Below are 17,193 nucleotides of genomic sequence, written 5' to 3'. Positions count from 1 at the left end.
CCGTCGGCGGTGGCCCGCCGCAGACAGTGCAGGCTCAGTCCGAGCGTGACCTTCTCCCCCACCCGCGCCCGGAACTCCGAACTGTCGACCTGTTCCACGGACACCAGCACCCCGAGCAGCAGCATCCCCCCATTGTCGCCGCCCATTGCCGACCGCGCCTCCGGTGGAACCGCGGTGGGCTACGTGACTCTGTCCGCTCTGGTGGGCGTCGGTCTTCTGGTCCAGTTCACTCTCTCCCCGCTGTAACCGCGTTCCTGATCTCATCGAATCCGGTCGTACTAGGGTTCGTCGCATGCGTTACCGATCAGCGGCCGGCCGCTGGGTTCTGCTGGCCACCGTGCTCGGGTCCAGCCTCGCCTTCATCGACTCCACCGTCGTCAACATCGCGCTGCCCACGATCGGGCAGGAACTCGGCGCCGACGCGGCGGGCCTGCAGTGGACGGTCAACGGCTACGCCCTCAGCCTCGCCTCGCTGGTGCTGCTCGGTGGTTCGCTCGGCGACCGGTTCGGCCGCAAACGCATCTTTCTCACCGGTGTCACCTGGTTCGCGGCGGCGTCACTGCTCTGCGGTCTCGCCCCGTCCATCGAACTGCTGGTCGCGGCCCGCATCCTGCAAGGCGTCGGCGGGGCGCTGCTCACGCCGGGTGCCCTGGCGATCCTGGAGGCGTCGTTCGATCCGGAGGACCGGGCGCGGGCGATCGGCGCCTGGTCCGGGCTGGGCGGTATCGGTGGCGCGCTGGGCCCGTTCCTCGGCGGCTGGCTGGTGGAGATCGGTAGCTGGCGGTGGATCTTCCTGATCAACGTGCCGGTGGCGGCCCTGGTGCTGTGGGTGGCGGCCCGGCACGTGCCCGAGTCCCGTAACCCGGCGGCCGCCAAGTCGTTCGACGTGGCCGGGCTGATCTGTGGTGCGGCCGGGCTCGGCGGGCTGACCTACGGTTTCACCGCGTGGCCGGCCGACGGTCCCGGTGATCCGGTGGTGCTGGCCTCGCTGGCTGTCGGGGTGGTCGGGCTGGTCGCGTTCGTGCTGGCCGAGCGCCGTTCTCCGCATCCGATGCTGCCGCTGGGTATCTTCCGGTCGGTGGCGTTCAGCGGGGCCAACGCGGTCACCTTCCTGGTGTACGCGGCCAACGGTGGAGTGTTCTTCCTGGTCGTGCTGAACCTGCAGGTGGTGGCCGGGTTCAACCCGCTCGCGGGCGGCCTGGGACTGCTCCCGATCACGGTCCTGATGCTGCTGCTGTCGGCGCGGTCCGGTGCCCTCGCGCAGCGGGTCGGACCTCGGATCCCGATGACCGCGGGTCCACTGGTCTGCGCGGCGGCGTTGCTCTGGCTGTCGGCGATCGGCACGGGCGCGTCGTACCCGGTCGACGTACTCCCGCCGGTGATCTTGTTCGGTTTGGGTCTGTCGTTGCTGGTCGCGCCGTTGACCGCGACCGCGCTCGGGTCCCTCGACGACTCCCACGCCGGTATCGCCTCCGGGGTGAACAACGCGGTGGCCCGGGCCGCGGGCCTGCTGTCGGTGGCGGTGCTGCCGCTGGCCGCCGGGATCGGCGCCGGAAGCCTCACCGACGCGGCCACGTTGGCGCCGGTCTACCACACCGCGATGCTGATCTGCGCTGCTCTGATGACCGGCGGCGGCGTCCTGGCCTGGTTCCTGATCCCGAACCGCCTGACCAAACCCACTCCCGCCGAGTCCTTCTGCGACCCGTGCGCCCCGCCGCTACTCAAACGCGACCCAGCCACCGAGGGCTGACTGCCCGCCCGGCTCTGCCCGCCCGGCTCTCACGAGCCGGGCGACGTCATCGCGTCCCGGATCAGCGCGAAGTCGGTCAGGGTGAGGTACGGCTCGTCGTCGGCCACGACACCGACCTGAGTCACGGCCCGCAGCGGGGTGCGGTCGAAGATCTGCCGGGTGGGCGAGTAGAAGACGAAGCCGTCGCCCCGGCGTAACCGGCCGAGTTTGATGGATGACCACCGACCCGGATCCTGACGGGCTCGGCCGCCAGGCCGCCGACATTCTGCAAACCCTTGGCGGTACGCCGGATCGCGCGCGCCTGAACGAGGCGATCGGCCTGCTGCGCCGGGCGGTGGCCGTCTCGGCGGCGTGACTCATCCGCCGTTTCCGGTGCCGGCCGACGAGGTGGTCGTGATCGGGTCGGCCGACGTCACATCGATCGACGGACCCACCGGGCTCTCCTCTTGCACGACGCTGATCGTGACCGTGGTGTCCCGGGCGGCCCGCACACCACAATCGGGGCTCTGCGAGATGACCGTGCCCGGGGCTACCAGGGCTGAGACCTCGACGATGTCGACGTTGTAGCCGACTTCGGAGAGGATCGCCTCTGCGGTGTCCTGGCTCTTGCCCTCCACACAGGGGACTCTCTGCGGGGACGGCGGCCGTCGGGTCGAGGAAGCAGTGCGTGCGATCGGCTTCGACGAGGATGCGGAAGGTTCCGGGCCGGACACGCTCGGCAGTGCGGAGTACTCCGGGGCACAGACCTGATAGGTCACCGTCGAACCCCAGACGGCGCTGCTACGCGGTGCCGGGACCTGGCCGATCACCGCGTCGGCAGTGCATGCCGCGTCGTCGCCGGTTCGGGGGACCGCGACCGGGACGAGCCGGGCGGAGCGGATCACGGTCTCCGCGTCGACGCGGCTCAGGCCGACCACCGGTGGAACCATCACCGGGTCGGCCTGAGCAGCTGACGGCCATCGCACCCAGACCACCAGGCCGCCGGCCAGCGCGGCGGCGACCAGCGTGGGTCTGATTCCAGGCCTCCGCCGGGATCCGCGAGTCTCCGGGCGTGCCGAATGGTCCGCCGGTGACTGCGCCGCGTATCCGGTCGGTGGCCGTAGACGGGGTGGCGCCGAGGCCGGTGCGGGCAGGGGCGGCCACGGCGGGACCCGGTCGGGGACCTGCAAGCTCGTCGCCGTCAGGTCCGGCGCGGCGGCCGGCGGCCCTGGCTCCGGCCCGCGTACCCGGACATCGGCGACCACGATCTCGCCCACCGCTTCGACGTACTTACGCGGCTTCTGATGGGACGGTCCGTCCGCGACCCGGTCCGAGGCGTACGTGAAGAGCTCGTCCACCGTGATCCGGCCGTCCCGGTCGGTGTCGGCCGCACCGGTCAGGATCCCCGTCAGGAGCGCCTCGGTGAAGTACGACCCGCGTGACTTCACGGCCTGTTGATCGTCCGGGTCCTCCAGGCTCACCTCGGTCGCGCCGGAGGAGGTGAGGACCGCTACGCCGGCCCCTTCGGGGAGGTCACGGACCAGTGCGTTCACTCCGGCGTCGCGGCCCGCTTTGGGGCGCATCGCGCGCAGGAACGCCCCGCTGAAGCAGCAGTCGGCGATCACCACCGTGGCCCGGGAACGGCTGCGGGCGATCTGGGTGCGCACGAACTCGGCGCTCACCCCGGTGACGTCCGGCCGCCGGTACTGGCTGTCCTGGAAGGCGAAGTGCAGATTCATCTCGCTGTCCTGCAACCCGTGGCACGAGAAGTAGATGAGGTTGACGTCGTGCCGGGTGGCTGTCTCGAAGAACTCGGCGACCGCGTGCCGGGCCTCGTGCGCGGTGCAGTCGGTGAGCGTCGTCACGGCGTATCCGGTCTTGTCGAGCACCTGGTGGAGGGCTTTCGCGTCCCGGACGGGCGATCGCAGTGCGGGCAGCGAGTCGTCGGTGAACCGTTCACAGGCCAGAAGCAGCGCGCGTCGCCTCGTCTGGGGCGCGGTCACGCCTGACCCGTGTCGTCGGTGACGCGCGCCAGGAATGCCGACACCAGGGCGTCACGCTGGGATCGGGTGACCTGTGCGGTGAGGACCTGGCCGTCGATCTCCAGGTGCACGTCCAGGATCAGTTGGCGTTTGAGCCAGTTGAGCGCCGCGTCGACAACGGCGGGGACCATCTCGGGCGCGGCGGAGACGAGCAGGACGCCGACGGCGGCCAATGCCGCGGACTTCGCATGGGGTACGGGCCGGCCACCGCTCGGGATCGTCACGTCGTCGACATCGAGACCGAGAAGCACCGAGCGCAGCGCCTGGCCGGTGTCGGCCAGGTCCTCCTCGGTCAGAGCCGATCCACACACCTTGATTTCGAGTTGCGGCACAGATAGGGAGCATGGGTCGGTGAGGACGACCGGTCAAGCGAAACTCCGGGCAGCTGAGCTCAATCACCTGTCCGGGGCATACCGAATGTCACCGGTACCGCCGGTCACGCCGTCGGCCTCGCCGAACCACAGTCGTATGGATGAGCAGCGTGGTGAGGGCACCGCCGGCCGCCGCCGGCAGGCTCCACTCGAAGGGCGCCGCGCCGGACAGCGACGGGGACGTCGCCCGGACAGTCCACGAGGTCACCAGCGAACTGCGCGACTGGTATCCGGGGACGCCCTCGGTCTGGGCGGCACACATCTACGCCGGCGTCTGATCCTCTCGGGTCCTGGTAAGAAAGTGCACACCCGGTCGCCCGGGTCTGCCCGAGCCGTCGCTGGGGCTCAGTGGACGAGCGTGACGTGGCTACGGTTCGAGCGTGTTCTCAGGATTGTCCGACGACAAGGCGCGCATGATCCGGCGGTGGCTGCCGAGTGCGCTGCCCGGTCTCGCCATGCTGGTGATCGGGCTGGTCCGGCCCACCCGGGCGGTGCTGAGCTGGGACGAGATCGCCACCGCCGACGTGGCGCAGCGGTCGGTGGAGCAGATCTGGCGACTGGTTCACCACATCGACGGGGTCTTCGGCGTCTACTACCTGACGATGCACCTGTGGACCTCGGTGTTCGGCGACTCGATGCTGAGCCTGCGGCTGCCGTCGATCCTGGCGATGGCGGTCGCCGCCGCTCTGACCGGGGAGCTGGGCCGGCGGCTGTTCGGGCCGCTGGTCGGCTGTCTTGCCGGTGGGCTGCTGTGCCTGATTCCGAACATCTCTCGGTACGCGGCTGAGGCCCGGCCGTACACCATCGCCTGTATGTTCTCGGTCCTCGCCCTGCTGTTGCTGTTTCGCGCGCTCGACCGGCCGGGGCCCGGCCGGTGGGTCGCCTATACCGCCGCGATCACCGCGATGGGCCTGTTCAGCCTGGTCGCGCTGGTCGCGCTGGCGGGGCATTTCGCGGTCGTCCTGGCCCGGCGCGGCGCCCGGTTCTGGGTGCCCTGGTGCGCTGCGGTTCTGGCGGTGCTGGTGGTGGTCTCGCCGCTGATCTGGTGGGGCCTGCGGCAACGCGAGACCCAGCTTCATTGGGTACGACCGATAACGGCCGGCGGGGTCTACCGCTTCCCGGAACTGCTCACCGGCTCTCCCGAGGTCGCGTGGCTGCTGATCGGGCTGCTGCTGTTCGCCGCGTTCCGACCGTCCCGGCAGATCCTCGAACTGGCGGCGGTGACCCTGCTGCCGATGGCGGTGCTGTGTGCCGCCGCGTTCGGCGGAGTGTCGTTCTGGATCAATCGTTACCTGCTGTTCGTGCTGCTCCCGGCGGTCATCGTGGCGGCCGCCGGACTACCGCGTACCAGGATCGCCGGTCTGTCGGCCCTCGCGGTCGTAGCCGCCGCCTCGGTGCCCGGCCAGCTCGCCGTGCGCCAGCCGACGGTCAAGAACGGCAGCGACTACCGCACACTGGCCGGAATCATCGAGCGACGGCAGCAGCCGGGCGACGTCATCGTGCTCGAAGGCGGGCGCACCATGCGGGCCGGAATCGACTTCTACCTGCGCCACGACCCGGGCCGGCCACGGGATGTCCTACTGAACCGGTCCGCGGCGCAGACCGCCACCCTCGAAGCGGCCGAACACCCCGACCCGGTCCCCCGGCTGGCCGGCACCGACCGGATCTGGCTGGTCGCCTATGGGCGGCGGGCTGATCCCGCCAGCGGACGCCCGGACCTGCAACGGATGCTGGACACCGACTTCCAGCGGGCCGGCCGGTGGACGGTGAAACGCGGTGCCATGGCCCTCTACGTGCGGTCGCCGGGTCCGTGAGAGCACGGTGATCAGACGACAGTGGGCCGTTCGTTACGGTCGACCTCTTCGGAGTTCTGGACGAAGGTCTGCTGCGAGATGGGTTCGAGGACGGCGGTCTCATGGAATCGCCGCAGCGAAGTAGACCCGCAGCTGATCATCGTGGACCGGATCTTGGCCAGGGTGACCTTCACGTTGTCGGCGAGTGACCCGACGTAGTTGACGTAGCCGTCGACGCCCTCTTCGAAGACCATGTCGCCGCCTTGGCCGTACCGGGCAGCGTTACGGGCGCGGGCGCTGCCCTCGCCCCAATACTCCTTGAGGACCTGGCCGCCCGCGCCACGGACCTTCGGGGCCGGGCTTTCGTCGAAACGGGCGAAGTAGCGGCCCAGCATGAGGAAGTCGGCTCCGAAGGCGTACGCGATGGCCATGTGGGAATCGTGGATGACGCCACCGTCCGAGCACACCGGCACGTACATCCCGGTCTTCTCCGCGAGAGCGTCGCGGGCGGGGACGATCTCGGCGAGGGCGGTCGCCTGGCCCCGGCCGATGCCTTTCTGATCGCGGGTGATGCAGATGCTGCCGCCGCCGATACCGACCTTGACGAAGTCCGCGCCGGCGTCGGCGAGGTAGCGGAAACCACGGGCGTCGACGACGTTTCCGGCGCCGATGTGGACGGTGTCGCCGTAGCGTTCGCGGACGAACTCGATGACGCGGTGCTGCCACACGGAGTAGCCGTCGGAGGAGTCCAGGCACAGGACGTCGGCTCCGGACTCGACCAGGGCCGGGATCCGGTCCTTGAAGTCGCGGGTGTTGACGCCGGCGCCGACCCGGAACCGTTTGTCGCCGTCCACGGTCTCGGTGCGGAACTGCTCGTGCAATTCGTAGTCGCGGCGCTGGACGAGCGCGGTCAGGTGACCGGTGGCCTCGACGATCGGCAGTACGTCCTGACGGGAGTCCCAGAGCAGTGAGTTCGCCCGTTCGAGGGTGGTTCCGTGCGGCGCGGTGACGAGATCGGCGACCGGCAGCATCCGTGACTCGACGCTGTCGCCGGGCTGATGCCGGTGGAAGTTGTAGTCGCGGGTGCCGATCAGGCCGAGGAACCGGCCCGACGGTGTCCCGTCGTCGGTGACGACGACCACGTCGAGGCGGGTCTGTCTCATCAGGAGGTCGGCCTCGTGGAGCGTTGCCGAGGGTTTGATGTTGACGTCGTTGTGCCGGAAGCCGGCCTTGTGCCGTTTGACGGTCGCCACCATCTCGGCCTGTTCGCCGATCGGCTGGTTCTGGTGCAGGAAGGACAGACCGCCGACCTGCGCGAGCGCGATCGCCAGCTGAGGCGAGGAGACGGCACCCATGATCGCGCTGACCATGGGCGTGGCGATCCGGATCGGCGACTGTTGCCCGACCCGGTGCCGAACCAGAGGCGCCGACAGATCCACCCGGTCCGGTGTGCAGTCCTCGTCGGTGAGATTGGGCAGAAGCAGGTATTCACCGAAGGTCCGGGACGTCTCGGACAGGATCCGCACTGCTGCACTCCTTGACAGTCGATACGCTGGTGGAGCCGTGATCGAATGACATTATCAGCCGGATCCGTGCCGGAATAACCGCACATATCACCCGCAAGGATGACCGTGTGGGATTCGAAGGTGGCCGTGAACGGCCGCGCAAGGACTTCAGGCTCGGGTGAGGGCCGAGGCCGGGGCCATCACGATGCGGGGCTTCTTCGCCGGATTGAGCCACTTCAGCAGGCGGACCATGTTCGCGCGGCTCACCGAGACGCAACCGGCGGTGGAGCCCTTGCCGCTGGCGTGCAGAAAGATCGCCGATCCCAGGCGGGTGTTCGCCGGTGTGCTGGTGACGTTCTGGCGGCGGGTGGCGTCCCAGCGGACCCCGGCCGGGCGGTTGAAGTCGATCACCGCGGCGTGGGCGTACTGCGTCGGGTACGCCGCGAGCCGCTCGGCCTGTGACTTACGCCAGGTGCGCTTCGCGGACGCGTACGGCTGGAAGACGTTGTACGTTTTCGCGTCCTTGTTGTCGCCACTCCAGTAGTCGTTCTTGTCGACCTTCCGGTACGGCAGGCTGGTCCCCGGATCGGCGCGGACCCCGAACGCCTCGGTGATCCGGAACGTGCCCGCCGGAGTCTGGCCGGTGTCCTGCACCCGCTGTGACGCCCACGCCCACCCGCCGTACCCGCTGCGCGCCTTCATCGCCCCGAACTTCAGCCGCCATTCTCCGTCCGAACCGCGCTGGTAGGCGCGCAGCGTGGCGTACGTCGACCCCCAGCTGTTGCCGCTCACCACGATCACCTGCCGGGCGTTGCCGACGTGCGCGAGCTTGTCCGGCAGAGCCGCCGCCGCGGGCGTACCGGGCAGCAGGGCCGCCACCAGCACGAACCCGATAGCCGCCGCAAGTCTTCGCACAGTCATTCACCCTCACCCGGCGTGCAACGGATCCCATCGGGCGATCGGGTACCCCGATCAGGCGTCCGGACACCCGATGAGGCCGAAATGATAGGCCTCATCGGGTAGGTGGCGGCGGCCAGTCCCCGGCCTGGGCGTACCCGAATGATGGCCCAGGTCTCGCAGCAGGATCCCGATCAGGGCGACACGCGGGCCGGTCTCGCGGGCGGCGGAGCGGGCACCGGCTGGGCGTTGTAGCCGTCCGGAGGACCTTCAAGATTCAGGTGTACCCGCGTCCCGGCTGGAACCAGTAAGGTGGCGAGAACGGCGGTCTTCGGTTCGATGTGCAGGCACACACCGACTCGCAGACCGGCAAGGACGTGCCGCGAAGGTTCGTGCGGCAGGGGTATGAGGGCGACCGCCCAGCGGGCGCCGGAATGGTGGTATCAGGACAGCAAGGATTCACGGAACATTGTTTTCACTCTTCATCCAGATGATTCGTCAGGGATCGAAACACTGACGAGTTACTGGTAGAAGTCCTTGCGGTACGAGTGATCGCCGAACACGGCAGTACGCCGCGTCAGGCGTGCTCACTCGGTCGTAATCACAGGTGAACCCTAACATTCGTTAGGTATTCGCACTCGTGACCGCCTGAAGTAGCCCCGCGCGTCCTTTTATAGGGCGCTGACCACGGTGAAGCAGCCCCGTGAGCAGCGGTTCCGGGCAGTCGACATTCCTTCACGACAACATCCCCAACCCCATTGCGGCGGTACGTCGTGACCTCGCCAACGTTGCCGAACCCGCGACGGCGCACCGCCGAATCGCAGGCAACCGCAGCTCAGAGCCGCCACGAACAGTCCGGGCACCCCACCCTGTTCGCTCCCCGCCGAGGGCGTGCTAGATTCTTCTCGTTGCAGTTTTGATTTCCGTAGACGTTTGCCGGCGCCTGATGGGTTTCTGACACCCTCCCAGGCGCTTTTTCGTTCTCGTGTCATTTCGACGCAGGTGATCAACACGGCGGCACCCGGAGTTCGCACAGTGCGGGCTTCATCAGCCTGCGAAGGAGCAGAAATGACTACAGGCACCGTGAAGTGGTTCAACGCCGACAAGGGCTTTGGCTTCATCAGCCCCGACGACGGCGGCGCTGACGTCTTCGCCCACTTCTCCGCGATCGCCACCAGCGGCTACCGCAGCCTCGAGGAGAACCAGAAGGTCGAGTTCGACATCACCCCGGGCCAGAAGGGCCCGCAGGCGGAGAACATCCGTCCGCTCTGATCCGAACTCCGCGAACGGCGGCCCGACTGATTCAGCGGGCCGCCGTTCGGCCTTTTACGCGCCGCCCCCTCAGGCGGGCGGACCAGCGGGTACGACAGCGCGACACGGTGAAGGACATGACATGACGACAACCTATTCGGGCCCCGCACGGCTGATCCTGGTCGACGGCGCATGCATATCCGGCATGGCTTCTCTCAACACCAACCAGCGCGGCGGCGTCAACGGCTGGGGCGGCACGTTCCGTCCGGACAAGGCCCCGTCCGAGCTGCGCGAAGAGGCCGGAGGGGAGATCCAGCTGGAACTTCCCTACGACCGGGAGGGCACAGTCACCGTCACCGGCATGCGGAAGCTGCTCGCCACCCAGGTGCTGATCTCGCTGACCGGAAGCGGACCCGTCCCCTTCTGACGGCGCGTCACCTGCTCGCTCGGCCCGGCCGTCATGCGCCGGCGTGGATCCGCCGGGCGATGACAGGGGCGAGCGGGTAGGGCCGCTCCGGCGGCAACAACCGCCGAGTCTTCGCACTCTGCCCCGACCGGACCAACCCGGCGATCTTGTGAACAGTGGGCGTGATGTCCCGCACCCCGACGACCCAGTCCTCGGCGAACTCACGGATCAAACCCCGGCCGACCCCGACCTGAATGCTGTAGTGCTGAAGTGCCGCACCGCGCAGCGACCGCTCAGGATCCCACTGCACATGCACCGCCGCGCGGGCGAACTCAGCACTCCAGGCGGCGGCGCTGCCGTGCACGGCCGGTTCCGGCGCGGTGAGGACAGCCCGCGACAGCGCCTGCTCCCACCCCGTACGGGTGATGCGAACCGCCAGAATCCGTTCCTGGCCGGCTTTGCCACCCCAGTTGCTGCGATGCATCAGCCACAGCAGCGACGGCTTGATCCAGGTCATCCGGCTGAACGAGAACGGCGCCACGAACCGCCCCGCCGCCAGAGCCGCATCCGCGACGGCCGCCGAGTAGGCCTGGTAAACGACGATCGTCTCAGCATCGAAGTCGGCCCGAATCTCCCGCAACATGCGCGCGACCATGCCACAGCAGCCCCTACCGTGACGAGCGGTTATCCACGCCGGGCGCGGTCACGGTGAGGATCTCGGAGGTGCCGGGCTCGTTCTGATCGAGGTATTCCTGCGCCACGGCGACCGTCAGACCGGCGGCGTTGACCACGTCCGGAGGGAACTCGGCGATGGCCCGGCGCAGCAGTTCCCTGGCATCCATCCGATCATTGTCGGCCATTGCGCTGAGCGGGTACCTGCGGGACGCGGTGCAGGCCGTTCGGGGTCGTCACCAGGAGCGCCCGGTGGTGCGGGTCGTCGTGAACCGTGTGGATGAGCGGATGGTCGGGCCAATGCTGAACGATCTGGCCCTCCGCCGTGACGAGTAACAGCAGGCCACCGGTGGTGCCGACGGCGATGCGGTGGCCTCCCACCGTGAAGCAGACACTGTTCGGGGTCGGCACGCCGCGCGGCAGCTGCCATTTCGTCGTGCCGTCACGGGCGTCGAACAGGCCGGCGATCCCGCTTTCGGCTGTCGAACGGCGGTGAGCCAGGCGACCAGCAGGTCACCGTCGGGAGCGAACGCGACCGCGGAGGTGCCGTGATGGATGGCGTCGTGTTCCAGCAACTCCTTGGTGGCCGTGCCGAACACCGCGACCGCGGAACCGTCACCTGGTGACCACCAGCCGACCGCGAGCAGGCTGCCGTCGGCGTTGAAGGAAGGCTGCTCGGAGCGTTCCCACCTGCCGAAACGGTGCTCGACCTCGCCGAGGGGGGGTGCACGACGGCGGCGTACTGCGGCAACCGAGCCGCCTCCGCCAGGGTGAACTCCGCCATGGCCGGAACATGTCAATGCCAAATCGTTTGCGGTACGCCCGGGGAACAGCCCATCCTGTCGGCCGTGACCGACACCTTCCCGTCCGAGTTGACCGTTCGCCCGCTCACCGTCGAGGACGCCCGACTGATCGCCGGGTGGCGTTACGACGGGCCGTGGAAGGTCTACGACTCGCGGCCGGATGACGGGCTGATGAGCGACAACCCGGACTATCTGGCCGTCGCGGGAGCCCGTGGTGGGCCGCTGGTCGGGTTCTGCTGTTCGGGTTTCGAGGCGCGGGTGCCGGGCCTCGAAGCCGAGGACGGTGTGCTGGACATCGGCATCGGCATGGACCCGGCGCTGGTCGGGCTCGGGCACGGCGCCCGGTTCTTCGGTGCGGTACTGGAGCACTTTCGGGGTACTACCGGCGGACACCGGCTGCGGGCCGTGGTGCAGTCGTGGAACGAGCGGAGTCTCCGGATGACCCGGTCGGCCGGGTTCGTTCCGGTGGGCGAGCACGTCTGCGGGCAGGTCCGTTACACGGTGGTCGTCACCGAATGAGGGAGGGAACCGGCATGCGCAAGCTCGTCTACTTCGTGGCCAGCACCATCGACGGATTCATCGCCGCGCCGGACGGCACCTGGGACTTCTTCCAGTCCGGCGAGGACGTGCTCGGCTACATGCGGGACAACTATCCGGAGACGCTGCCGAGTCATGTGCGTGGGCCGGACGTCCCATCCAATCGGGTGTTCGACACGGTTCTGATGGGTCGGCACACTTACGAGCCGGCGCTCAAGGCGGGCATCACCCACCCGTACGCCCATCTTGAGGAGATCGTCTTCTCTCGTGGTCTGGGCCGGGAGACCGCTGATCCGGTGACGGTCGTGGCGAAGCTCAAACAGCAGCCGGGTCTGGACATCTGGCTGGCCGGCGGCGGTGATCTGGCCGGGCAGTTGCTGCCGGCGATCGACGAACTCGTGATCAAGCTCAACCCGGTCGTGGCCGGCGAGGGTGTCCCGCTGGCCGCGACCGGGTTCGCGCCGCACCTTTTCACGCTGCTCGACGCGACGCCGCTGCCGAGCGGCGTGGTGATCCTGCGCTACCGGGCTCGGAGGTAGGTGCGCCATGCCGGATCAGTCAGTCGGTCGGGCCGGTTACCGGCGCATCGGCACTCGTGTCGCCCGTCGCTGACAGCGCCGGGCGTGAGCTGGCGGCAAGGGCTACGGCAGCGACACCACAGCAGACGGCGACGGCGACGAGGACCGGCGTGTACGAGCCGGTGGCGGTGCGCAGGACGGCGGCGCCCAACGGGGAACCGGCTTTGACCAGGGTCATCGGCACTACGAGTACGCCGGCGAGGGTGGCGTAGCGGCGTGTGTCGTAGCGTTCGGCGAGGATGACCGGTTTGGCGATGGTGGCGACACCGAAGCCGAAGCCGAACGCGACGACCGCCACGATCGCTCCGCCGGTGGTGTCCCCGAGGATCGGGAGCAGCAGTGCCGCGGCTGCCTGGACGGCGAAGACCACGGCGGTGATCGTGGTGGTGCGGTAGCGCCGTTGCAGGCCGGTGGTGACCAGCCGCCCGGTGACGGAGAGCACGCCGAGCAGTCCGGCGATGGCGGCGGCGAAGGCGGGCGGATGGCCCCAGCCGATCAGGGCGGCGATCAGCAGGACGGTGTAGGCGCTGATCGCCGCGGTGTGGGCGGTGAATCCGGCGGCGAGCAGCCAGAATCCGCGGTCGGTCAGCGCGGCACGGAGGGCGTGGGCACCGGAGTCGCCGTGCTGCCGGCCGGGGTCGCGGCTGATGCCCGGCGGCCGGCGCACGACCACGGCGTGCAGGGGCACGGTGACGGCGTGGACGGCGGCGAGAATCAGCAGGGCGGTGCGCCAGCCGTGCTGGTCGGCGAGCCAGCCGGCCAGTGGCAGGAAGATGGTGCTGGCGAATCCGGCGACCACGGTCAGCGCCAGCAGCGCCGCCGACCGGTGCCGTGGCCGGTGCCAGGCGATGATCACCGCGAACGCGGCCTCGTAGAGGCTGGCCGCCGAGGCTACGCCGATGCCGATCTGGACCACGTACAGCTGCCACAGCTCGTCGACCCGCGACAAGCTCACCAGCAGCAGGGTGCCCAGTAGTGAGCCGCCGGTCATCAGCGCCCGGCCGCCGCGCCGGTCCAGCCAGCGCCCGATCGGCACGGCCAGCACGGCGGAGGCCAGGACGGAGGCGGTGTACGCGCCGGTCACGGCGGTGACGGAGGTGGTCAGGTCGGCGGCGATCGGGGTGAGGAAGACCGCGAAACAGTAGTAGAGGGCGCCGTAGCCGATCGTCTGGGTGATCGCCAGCGCGGCCACGAGCACCCGATTGCCCGGTGGTGACGGCGGATGCCCGCCGACGCCCACGTCGGCGGGCACCGGCGGGCCGGAGTGCCGGGTCACGCGCAGCAGCCGCCACCGGACGAGGAAGCGGTGAGGCTGGGCAGTGTGGCGCTGCACACCCCGGTCTCGGGCAGGTCGAGTCGCACGTCGTCGGCGGCGTCGAAGTCCCCGGCCAGGGCGGCGACGATGGAGCGGACCTGCTCGTAGCCGGTGGCCGTCAGGAACGTGGGCGCGCGGCCGTAGGACTTCATGCCGACGGCGTAGTAGTTCGGCTCGGGCTGGCCCAGTTCGCGGTAACCGTGCGGGGCGACGGTGCCACAGGAGTGTTCGTTCGGGTCGATCAGCTCCGCAAGGGTGCGGGTGCAGCCCAGGATCGGATCGAGGTCCAGGCGCAGTTCGCCGGAGATACTGTGATCGGGCCGGAACCCGGTCGCGGACACCACCCGGTCAGCGGTCAGGGTGCGCCCGTCGGCGGCGACCACGGTGACGGCCTCGGCGTCGCTGTGCACGGCGTGTACGGCGAACCCGGTGACCAGGGTGAGCCTGCCGGTGTCGACCAGGGTGTGCAGACCGCTGCCGAGCGCGCCACGGGCGGGCAGTTCGTCGGCGTCGGCACCGCCGAACGCCCGCTGCGCGGAGCCGCTGCGCACCGCCCCTGTGATCCGGGTGCCGGGCTCGGTCTCGACGAGACGGGCCAGGCCCAGCAGCGTGTTGGCGGCCGAATGCCCCGCACCGACCACGATGGTGTGCTTGCCGGCGTGGGCGTCCCGATCGGCGCCGAGCACGTCGGGCAGGGCGTGGTCGATCAGGTGCGCGGCGGCAGCCAGCCCGACCGGGCCCGCGCCGATCACCACGACCGGCAGCTCACCGCCCTGCTCGGCTGTGGTCGAAGCGTCGCTACTCATCGCGGTACTCCTTGCTGAGATCTCAGGCGGACCCATCACCATCGGATTCGACAGTTCTCGAATCCGATGGTTGTCGAAGTCACGCTTGCACGCGGTTTCGACATCTGTCAACCTCGACGCATGTCGAAACCCCCGACCGCGGGCGGCAGATCGCCGCCCCGATCCGGCGGTTCCAGGAGCTGCGCGGCGGGGCGTTGCGGGAGGCGGTCGCCCAAGCCCTTGCGGCGGTACGCCTGACCGACGCCGGCCGGATCGCCCGCTCCTATCCGCATCAACTGTCCGGCGGCCAGCGCCAGCGGGTGGCGATCGCGATGGCGCTGGCCTGCAAGCCCCGGCTGCTGATCGCCGACGAACCGACCACCGCCTCGACGTGACCGTGCAGGCCGAGATCCTGGACCTGCTGGACCGGATCGTCACCGAACAGGACACCGCGCTGCTGTTCATCACCCACGATCTGCCGGTCGCCGCCCGCGTCGTGCACGACACACACGTGCTGCGCGACGGCCGGATCGTCGCCGAACCCCTCCGTGGCCTGGGCCTGGGCACCCGGGTGCGGATCGTCGACCTGCTGGTGTCGCTGTGCGCCGAACGGGACCTGACGATCCTGCTGGTCTCGCACGACCTGGGCGTGGTCACCGAACTGTGCGCCCACACCGCCGTCCTGGAACACGGCCGTCTCGTCGAACAGGGCAACACCGACGCCGTGCTCGGCGCGCCTGCCCACCCGTACACCAGGAAGTTGCTCTCCAGCGTCCCCCGTCTGCCGTAAAGCCGACAGCCGGCCCGGTATCAGACCGCCGCGTCGTCGTTCCTCTGATGGAGCGCCCGGAACCGTCCGGCGCGACATCTCGGAGAGGCCGCACCTGTGACCAGTCCCGCTGACATCGAACGCCTCGAACTTGAAGGACGCCACCTCGAGGCCGCCCGCACCGGCGACCCCGACCTCGGCCCCTTCCAGCTGCTGCCCGGTACCTGGGCGAACAAGCCCGGTCTGCCCGGCCGTGGCTGGAACATGATCGCGTTGCCGTTCGCACCACCTCCCGGCGTGGGCGGACCCCCGTTCCGGCTACTGGTGAACCAGTTCGACGAAGAGCTCAAGTTCCAGCTCGTCGACAAGGCCGTCCCCAACCGCGGCGTCGACCTGAACGGGCCGGTCAACACCGACCAGCTGATCGTCACCCTCGACTACGAGCAGGCCATCGCGCAGATCGCCGCCGACGACTTCCCGCAGAGCGGACTGGCCGGCCAGCCCGGCCTGGCGATCCACCACGAACCCGGCCTGCTGCTGAACATGACCAACCAGACCGGCGACGGCCCCACCATCGCCCGGCTGGCGACCATCCCGCACGGTGACGCCGTCCTGGCCATGGGCGGTGTCCGGACGGTCGACGGTCCCCCGGTCATCCCGACGGTGAACGCGCTGCCCATCGGCGTCAGCCAGGACCTCGAGAACAGCCGCTACCTGGCGGCGTACAAGCACTTCCACGACAACCTGTTCCAGGGCCTGTTCGACCCGACCGACCCGACGGCGCTGCTCACCGCCGCGAACCAGGGCCTGAACATCGTCCGGACCACCGTGCTGGAGTTCGACTCCACGGTCGAGCACGGCGGCATCAACAACATCCCGTTCGTGGTCCGGCAGGCCAACGCCTCGGAGATGAAGGCGACGTTCTTCATTCAGGAGATCCAGGAAGAGGACGGCAGCATCCGGCTGCGCCTGCAGTACGTGCAGGTGGTCCAGCTCGACTTCTTCGCCCGCGCCGACGGTGGCCCGGGCCGGATCAAGTGGCCGCACGTCAGCATCAACACCATGGAGAAGGTCACCGAGCGGGTCGACACCTCGTCATACGCCCGGATGCCCGGCCAGGGTGCGATCTGACCCCATCCCCTGCTGGAGGGTCCGGTAAGCGGCCGACGCCTGCCGGACCGCCTCGGCGTACATCTCGTCGGCGGTCTCTCCCCGGTTGAGACGGCTCCAGTTCTCCCGGGCGAGCACCCGCTGCACGGCGATGATCTGCGCGGCGGCCAGCCGCCCGGTCAGCGAACCGCCGATCGCCGCGGCCAGGGCGTCCTCGTCGCGGGCGACGTACTCGGCGACTCCGGCGGCCAGACTCGGCGTGCTGAAGATCAGGTTGTGGAAGGCGAGCACCTCGGGAACGTCGTTGAGGCCGGTCACCGGATCCCGGCGCTCCAGCCCGTCCAGGAAGTGCGCCTCCAGCGCCGCCACCGGCGACTGCCCGCCGGCACGGTCCCGCACGACGCGGGCCGCCTCGCCCTGGTGGTCGGCGATCCGGTGCAGCAGCAATTCCTCCTTGGAACGGAAGTAGCGGAACAGCGTCGGTTTGGAGATCTCGGCGGCGGCCGCGATGTCGGCGACCGAGACCCGGTCGAAGCCGTGGGCCAGGAACAGCGAGATGGCGACACCGGAGATGGCGTCGTGGGTGCGCTGCTTCTTGCGCTCGCGGAGGGACATGACCGGAAGTATAAC

General features: G+C 69.3%; 21 protein-coding genes and 1 pseudogene. 12 read left to right on the top strand and 10 right to left on the bottom strand.

Translation table 11 applies throughout. From position 1 onward, the window contains the following. The first annotated feature begins 45 nt into the window (after positions 1 to 45). The 3 genes from BLU81_RS08460 to BLU81_RS47755 all read left to right on the top strand — a co-directional run bounded on the left by BLU81_RS08460 (position 46) and on the right by BLU81_RS47755 (position 2,105). Positions 46 to 246: a hypothetical protein gene (locus BLU81_RS08460; protein ID WP_092543167.1), complete on the top strand. Its 201-nt coding sequence runs from the start codon at positions 46 to 48 to the stop codon at positions 244 to 246. 46 nt (positions 247 to 292) lie between these two features. Continuing rightward, complete coding sequence (locus BLU81_RS08455) at positions 293 to 1,750, top strand: DHA2 family efflux MFS transporter permease subunit (protein ID WP_092543165.1); 1,458 nt, start codon at positions 293 to 295, stop codon at positions 1,748 to 1,750. A 214-nt stretch (positions 1,751 to 1,964) separates the two neighbouring features. Beyond that, positions 1,965 to 2,105 carry a hypothetical protein gene (locus tag BLU81_RS47755; protein WP_157751411.1) on the top strand — a complete coding sequence of 47 codons (141 nt, stop codon included), beginning with the start codon at positions 1,965 to 1,967 and terminating at the stop codon, positions 2,103 to 2,105. A gap of 1 nt (position 2,106) precedes the next feature. Here the strand turns inward: BLU81_RS47755 and BLU81_RS08450 are convergent, their stop codons facing one another. Both BLU81_RS08450 and BLU81_RS08445 read right to left on the bottom strand, forming a co-directional pair. Then, on the bottom strand, positions 2,107 to 3,732 hold the full coding sequence (locus BLU81_RS08450) for a caspase, EACC1-associated type (RefSeq protein WP_092543163.1): 1,626 nt from the start codon (positions 3,730 to 3,732) through the stop codon (positions 2,107 to 2,109). Further along, positions 3,729 to 4,103: a hypothetical protein gene (locus BLU81_RS08445; protein WP_092543161.1), complete on the bottom strand. Its 375-nt coding sequence runs from the start codon at positions 4,101 to 4,103 to the stop codon at positions 3,729 to 3,731. The genes BLU81_RS08450 and BLU81_RS08445 overlap by 4 nt, the downstream gene beginning before the upstream one ends. A gap of 140 nt (positions 4,104 to 4,243) precedes the next feature. Here BLU81_RS08445 and BLU81_RS47750 point away from each other — a divergent pair, with 140 nt between their 5' ends. Both BLU81_RS47750 and BLU81_RS08440 read left to right on the top strand, forming a co-directional pair. After that, positions 4,244 to 4,420 carry a hypothetical protein gene (locus BLU81_RS47750; RefSeq protein WP_157751410.1) on the top strand — a complete coding sequence of 59 codons (177 nt, stop codon included), beginning with the start codon at positions 4,244 to 4,246 and terminating at the stop codon, positions 4,418 to 4,420. Positions 4,421 to 4,522: 102 nt separating this feature from the next. Then, positions 4,523 to 5,956, top strand: a complete 1,434-nt coding sequence (locus BLU81_RS08440) for a glycosyltransferase family 39 protein (protein WP_157751409.1) — start codon at positions 4,523 to 4,525, stop codon at positions 5,954 to 5,956. An 11-nt stretch (positions 5,957 to 5,967) separates the two neighbouring features. On the opposite strand, the gene BLU81_RS08435 is transcribed toward BLU81_RS08440, so the two are convergent. Continuing rightward, a complete protein-coding gene (locus BLU81_RS08435; protein ID WP_092543157.1) occupies positions 5,968 to 7,461 on the bottom strand; it encodes an IMP dehydrogenase in 1,494 nt (497 codons plus the stop codon). A 147-nt stretch (positions 7,462 to 7,608) separates the two neighbouring features. Then, a complete protein-coding gene (locus tag BLU81_RS08430) occupies positions 7,609 to 8,361 on the bottom strand; it encodes a L,D-transpeptidase family protein (RefSeq protein ID WP_092543155.1) in 753 nt (250 codons plus the stop codon). A gap of 1,044 nt (positions 8,362 to 9,405) precedes the next feature. Between BLU81_RS08430 and BLU81_RS08425 the strand changes: the two genes are divergently transcribed. Together BLU81_RS08425 and BLU81_RS08420 are read left to right on the top strand one after the other, a co-directional pair. Further along, entirely contained in the window at positions 9,406 to 9,609 is a 204-nt protein-coding gene (locus tag BLU81_RS08425; protein ID WP_092543153.1) for a cold-shock protein, read from the top strand. A gap of 121 nt (positions 9,610 to 9,730) precedes the next feature. Next, positions 9,731 to 10,015, top strand: a complete 285-nt coding sequence (locus BLU81_RS08420; protein WP_092543151.1) for a hypothetical protein — start codon at positions 9,731 to 9,733, stop codon at positions 10,013 to 10,015. A 31-nt stretch (positions 10,016 to 10,046) separates the two neighbouring features. Here BLU81_RS08420 and BLU81_RS08415 read toward each other — a convergent pair whose 3' ends face one another. Genes BLU81_RS08415 through BLU81_RS08410 form a run of 3 tightly spaced genes read right to left on the bottom strand, consistent with a single transcriptional unit; the run spans position 10,047 to position 11,077 of the window. Beyond that, positions 10,047 to 10,637 carry a DUF4291 domain-containing protein gene (locus BLU81_RS08415; protein WP_092556787.1) on the bottom strand — a complete coding sequence of 197 codons (591 nt, stop codon included), beginning with the start codon at positions 10,635 to 10,637 and terminating at the stop codon, positions 10,047 to 10,049. Between the two features lie 25 nt (positions 10,638 to 10,662). Next, a complete protein-coding gene (locus BLU81_RS47745) occupies positions 10,663 to 10,836 on the bottom strand; it encodes a hypothetical protein (protein ID WP_157751408.1) in 174 nt (57 codons plus the stop codon). 4 nt (positions 10,837 to 10,840) lie between these two features. Then, on the bottom strand, positions 10,841 to 11,077 hold the full coding sequence (locus tag BLU81_RS08410; RefSeq protein WP_092543149.1) for a hypothetical protein: 237 nt from the start codon (positions 11,075 to 11,077) through the stop codon (positions 10,841 to 10,843). A 437-nt stretch (positions 11,078 to 11,514) separates the two neighbouring features. On the opposite strand from BLU81_RS08410, the gene BLU81_RS08405 reads away from it, so the two are divergent. Together BLU81_RS08405 and BLU81_RS08400 are read left to right on the top strand one after the other, a co-directional pair. Continuing rightward, positions 11,515 to 11,988 (top strand): GNAT family N-acetyltransferase, encoded by a 474-nt coding sequence (locus BLU81_RS08405; RefSeq protein ID WP_092543147.1) that lies wholly within the window; start codon positions 11,515 to 11,517, stop codon positions 11,986 to 11,988. A 14-nt stretch (positions 11,989 to 12,002) separates the two neighbouring features. Continuing rightward, entirely contained in the window at positions 12,003 to 12,545 is a 543-nt protein-coding gene (locus BLU81_RS08400) for a dihydrofolate reductase family protein (RefSeq protein ID WP_092543145.1), read from the top strand. Between the two features lie 19 nt (positions 12,546 to 12,564). On the opposite strand, the gene BLU81_RS08395 is transcribed toward BLU81_RS08400, so the two are convergent. Both BLU81_RS08395 and BLU81_RS08390 read right to left on the bottom strand, forming a co-directional pair. Beyond that, positions 12,565 to 13,860, bottom strand: a complete 1,296-nt coding sequence (locus tag BLU81_RS08395; RefSeq protein WP_092556785.1) for an MFS transporter — start codon at positions 13,858 to 13,860, stop codon at positions 12,565 to 12,567. After that, complete coding sequence (locus tag BLU81_RS08390) at positions 13,857 to 14,705, bottom strand: hypothetical protein (protein WP_373873280.1); 849 nt, start codon at positions 14,703 to 14,705, stop codon at positions 13,857 to 13,859. Before BLU81_RS08390 ends, BLU81_RS08395 begins: the two co-directional genes overlap by 4 nt. 11 nt (positions 14,706 to 14,716) lie before the next feature. On the opposite strand from BLU81_RS08390, the pseudogene BLU81_RS51985 reads away from it, so the two are divergent. From BLU81_RS51985 to BLU81_RS08375, 3 genes and pseudogenes are all read left to right on the top strand, one after another. After that, a pseudogene (locus BLU81_RS51985) lies at positions 14,717 to 15,111 on the top strand (ATP-binding cassette domain-containing protein); the annotation flags it as partial. A gap of 69 nt (positions 15,112 to 15,180) precedes the next feature. Then, positions 15,181 to 15,474: an ABC transporter ATP-binding protein gene (locus BLU81_RS51980; protein WP_456236555.1), complete on the top strand. Its 294-nt coding sequence runs from the start codon at positions 15,181 to 15,183 to the stop codon at positions 15,472 to 15,474. 96 nt (positions 15,475 to 15,570) lie between these two features. Further along, entirely contained in the window at positions 15,571 to 16,584 is a 1,014-nt protein-coding gene (locus BLU81_RS08375) for a heme-binding protein (protein WP_092543143.1), read from the top strand. Here the strand turns inward: BLU81_RS08375 and BLU81_RS08370 are convergent. Next, complete coding sequence (locus BLU81_RS08370; RefSeq protein WP_092543141.1) at positions 16,549 to 17,178, bottom strand: TetR family transcriptional regulator; 630 nt, start codon at positions 17,176 to 17,178, stop codon at positions 16,549 to 16,551. The genes BLU81_RS08375 and BLU81_RS08370 overlap by 36 nt on opposite strands. Positions 17,179 to 17,193 lie beyond the last annotated feature (15 nt).

Source organism: Actinoplanes derwentensis (assembly GCF_900104725.1).
Lineage (GTDB): Bacteria > Actinomycetota > Actinomycetes > Mycobacteriales > Micromonosporaceae > Actinoplanes > Actinoplanes derwentensis.
This window is presented reverse-complemented; position numbering and strand designations above follow the sequence as displayed.

Bases quoted from the DNA above. Each gene is read 5' to 3' on its own strand.
- BLU81_RS08400 (WP_092543145.1), top strand. From the start codon at position 12,003: ATGCGCAAGCTCGTCTACTTCGTGGCCAGCACCATCGACGGATTCATC.
- BLU81_RS08370 (WP_092543141.1), bottom strand. From the start codon at position 17,178: ATGTCCCTCCGCGAGCGCAAGAAGCAGCGCACCCACGACGCCATCTCC.
- BLU81_RS08390 (WP_373873280.1), bottom strand. From the start codon at position 14,705: ATGAGTAGCGACGCTTCGACCACAGCCGAGCAGGGCGGTGAGCTGCCG.
- BLU81_RS08430 (WP_092543155.1), bottom strand. From the start codon at position 8,361: ATGACTGTGCGAAGACTTGCGGCGGCTATCGGGTTCGTGCTGGTGGCG.
- BLU81_RS08425 (WP_092543153.1), top strand. From the start codon at position 9,406: ATGACTACAGGCACCGTGAAGTGGTTCAACGCCGACAAGGGCTTTGGC.
- BLU81_RS08455 (WP_092543165.1), top strand. From the start codon at position 293: ATGCGTTACCGATCAGCGGCCGGCCGCTGGGTTCTGCTGGCCACCGTG.
- BLU81_RS47750 (WP_157751410.1), top strand. From the start codon at position 4,244: ATGAGCAGCGTGGTGAGGGCACCGCCGGCCGCCGCCGGCAGGCTCCAC.
- BLU81_RS47745 (WP_157751408.1), bottom strand. From the start codon at position 10,836: ATGGATGCCAGGGAACTGCTGCGCCGGGCCATCGCCGAGTTCCCTCCG.
- BLU81_RS47755 (WP_157751411.1), top strand. From the start codon at position 1,965: ATGACCACCGACCCGGATCCTGACGGGCTCGGCCGCCAGGCCGCCGAC.
- BLU81_RS08420 (WP_092543151.1), top strand. From the start codon at position 9,731: ATGACGACAACCTATTCGGGCCCCGCACGGCTGATCCTGGTCGACGGC.
- BLU81_RS08415 (WP_092556787.1), bottom strand. From the start codon at position 10,637: ATGTTGCGGGAGATTCGGGCCGACTTCGATGCTGAGACGATCGTCGTT.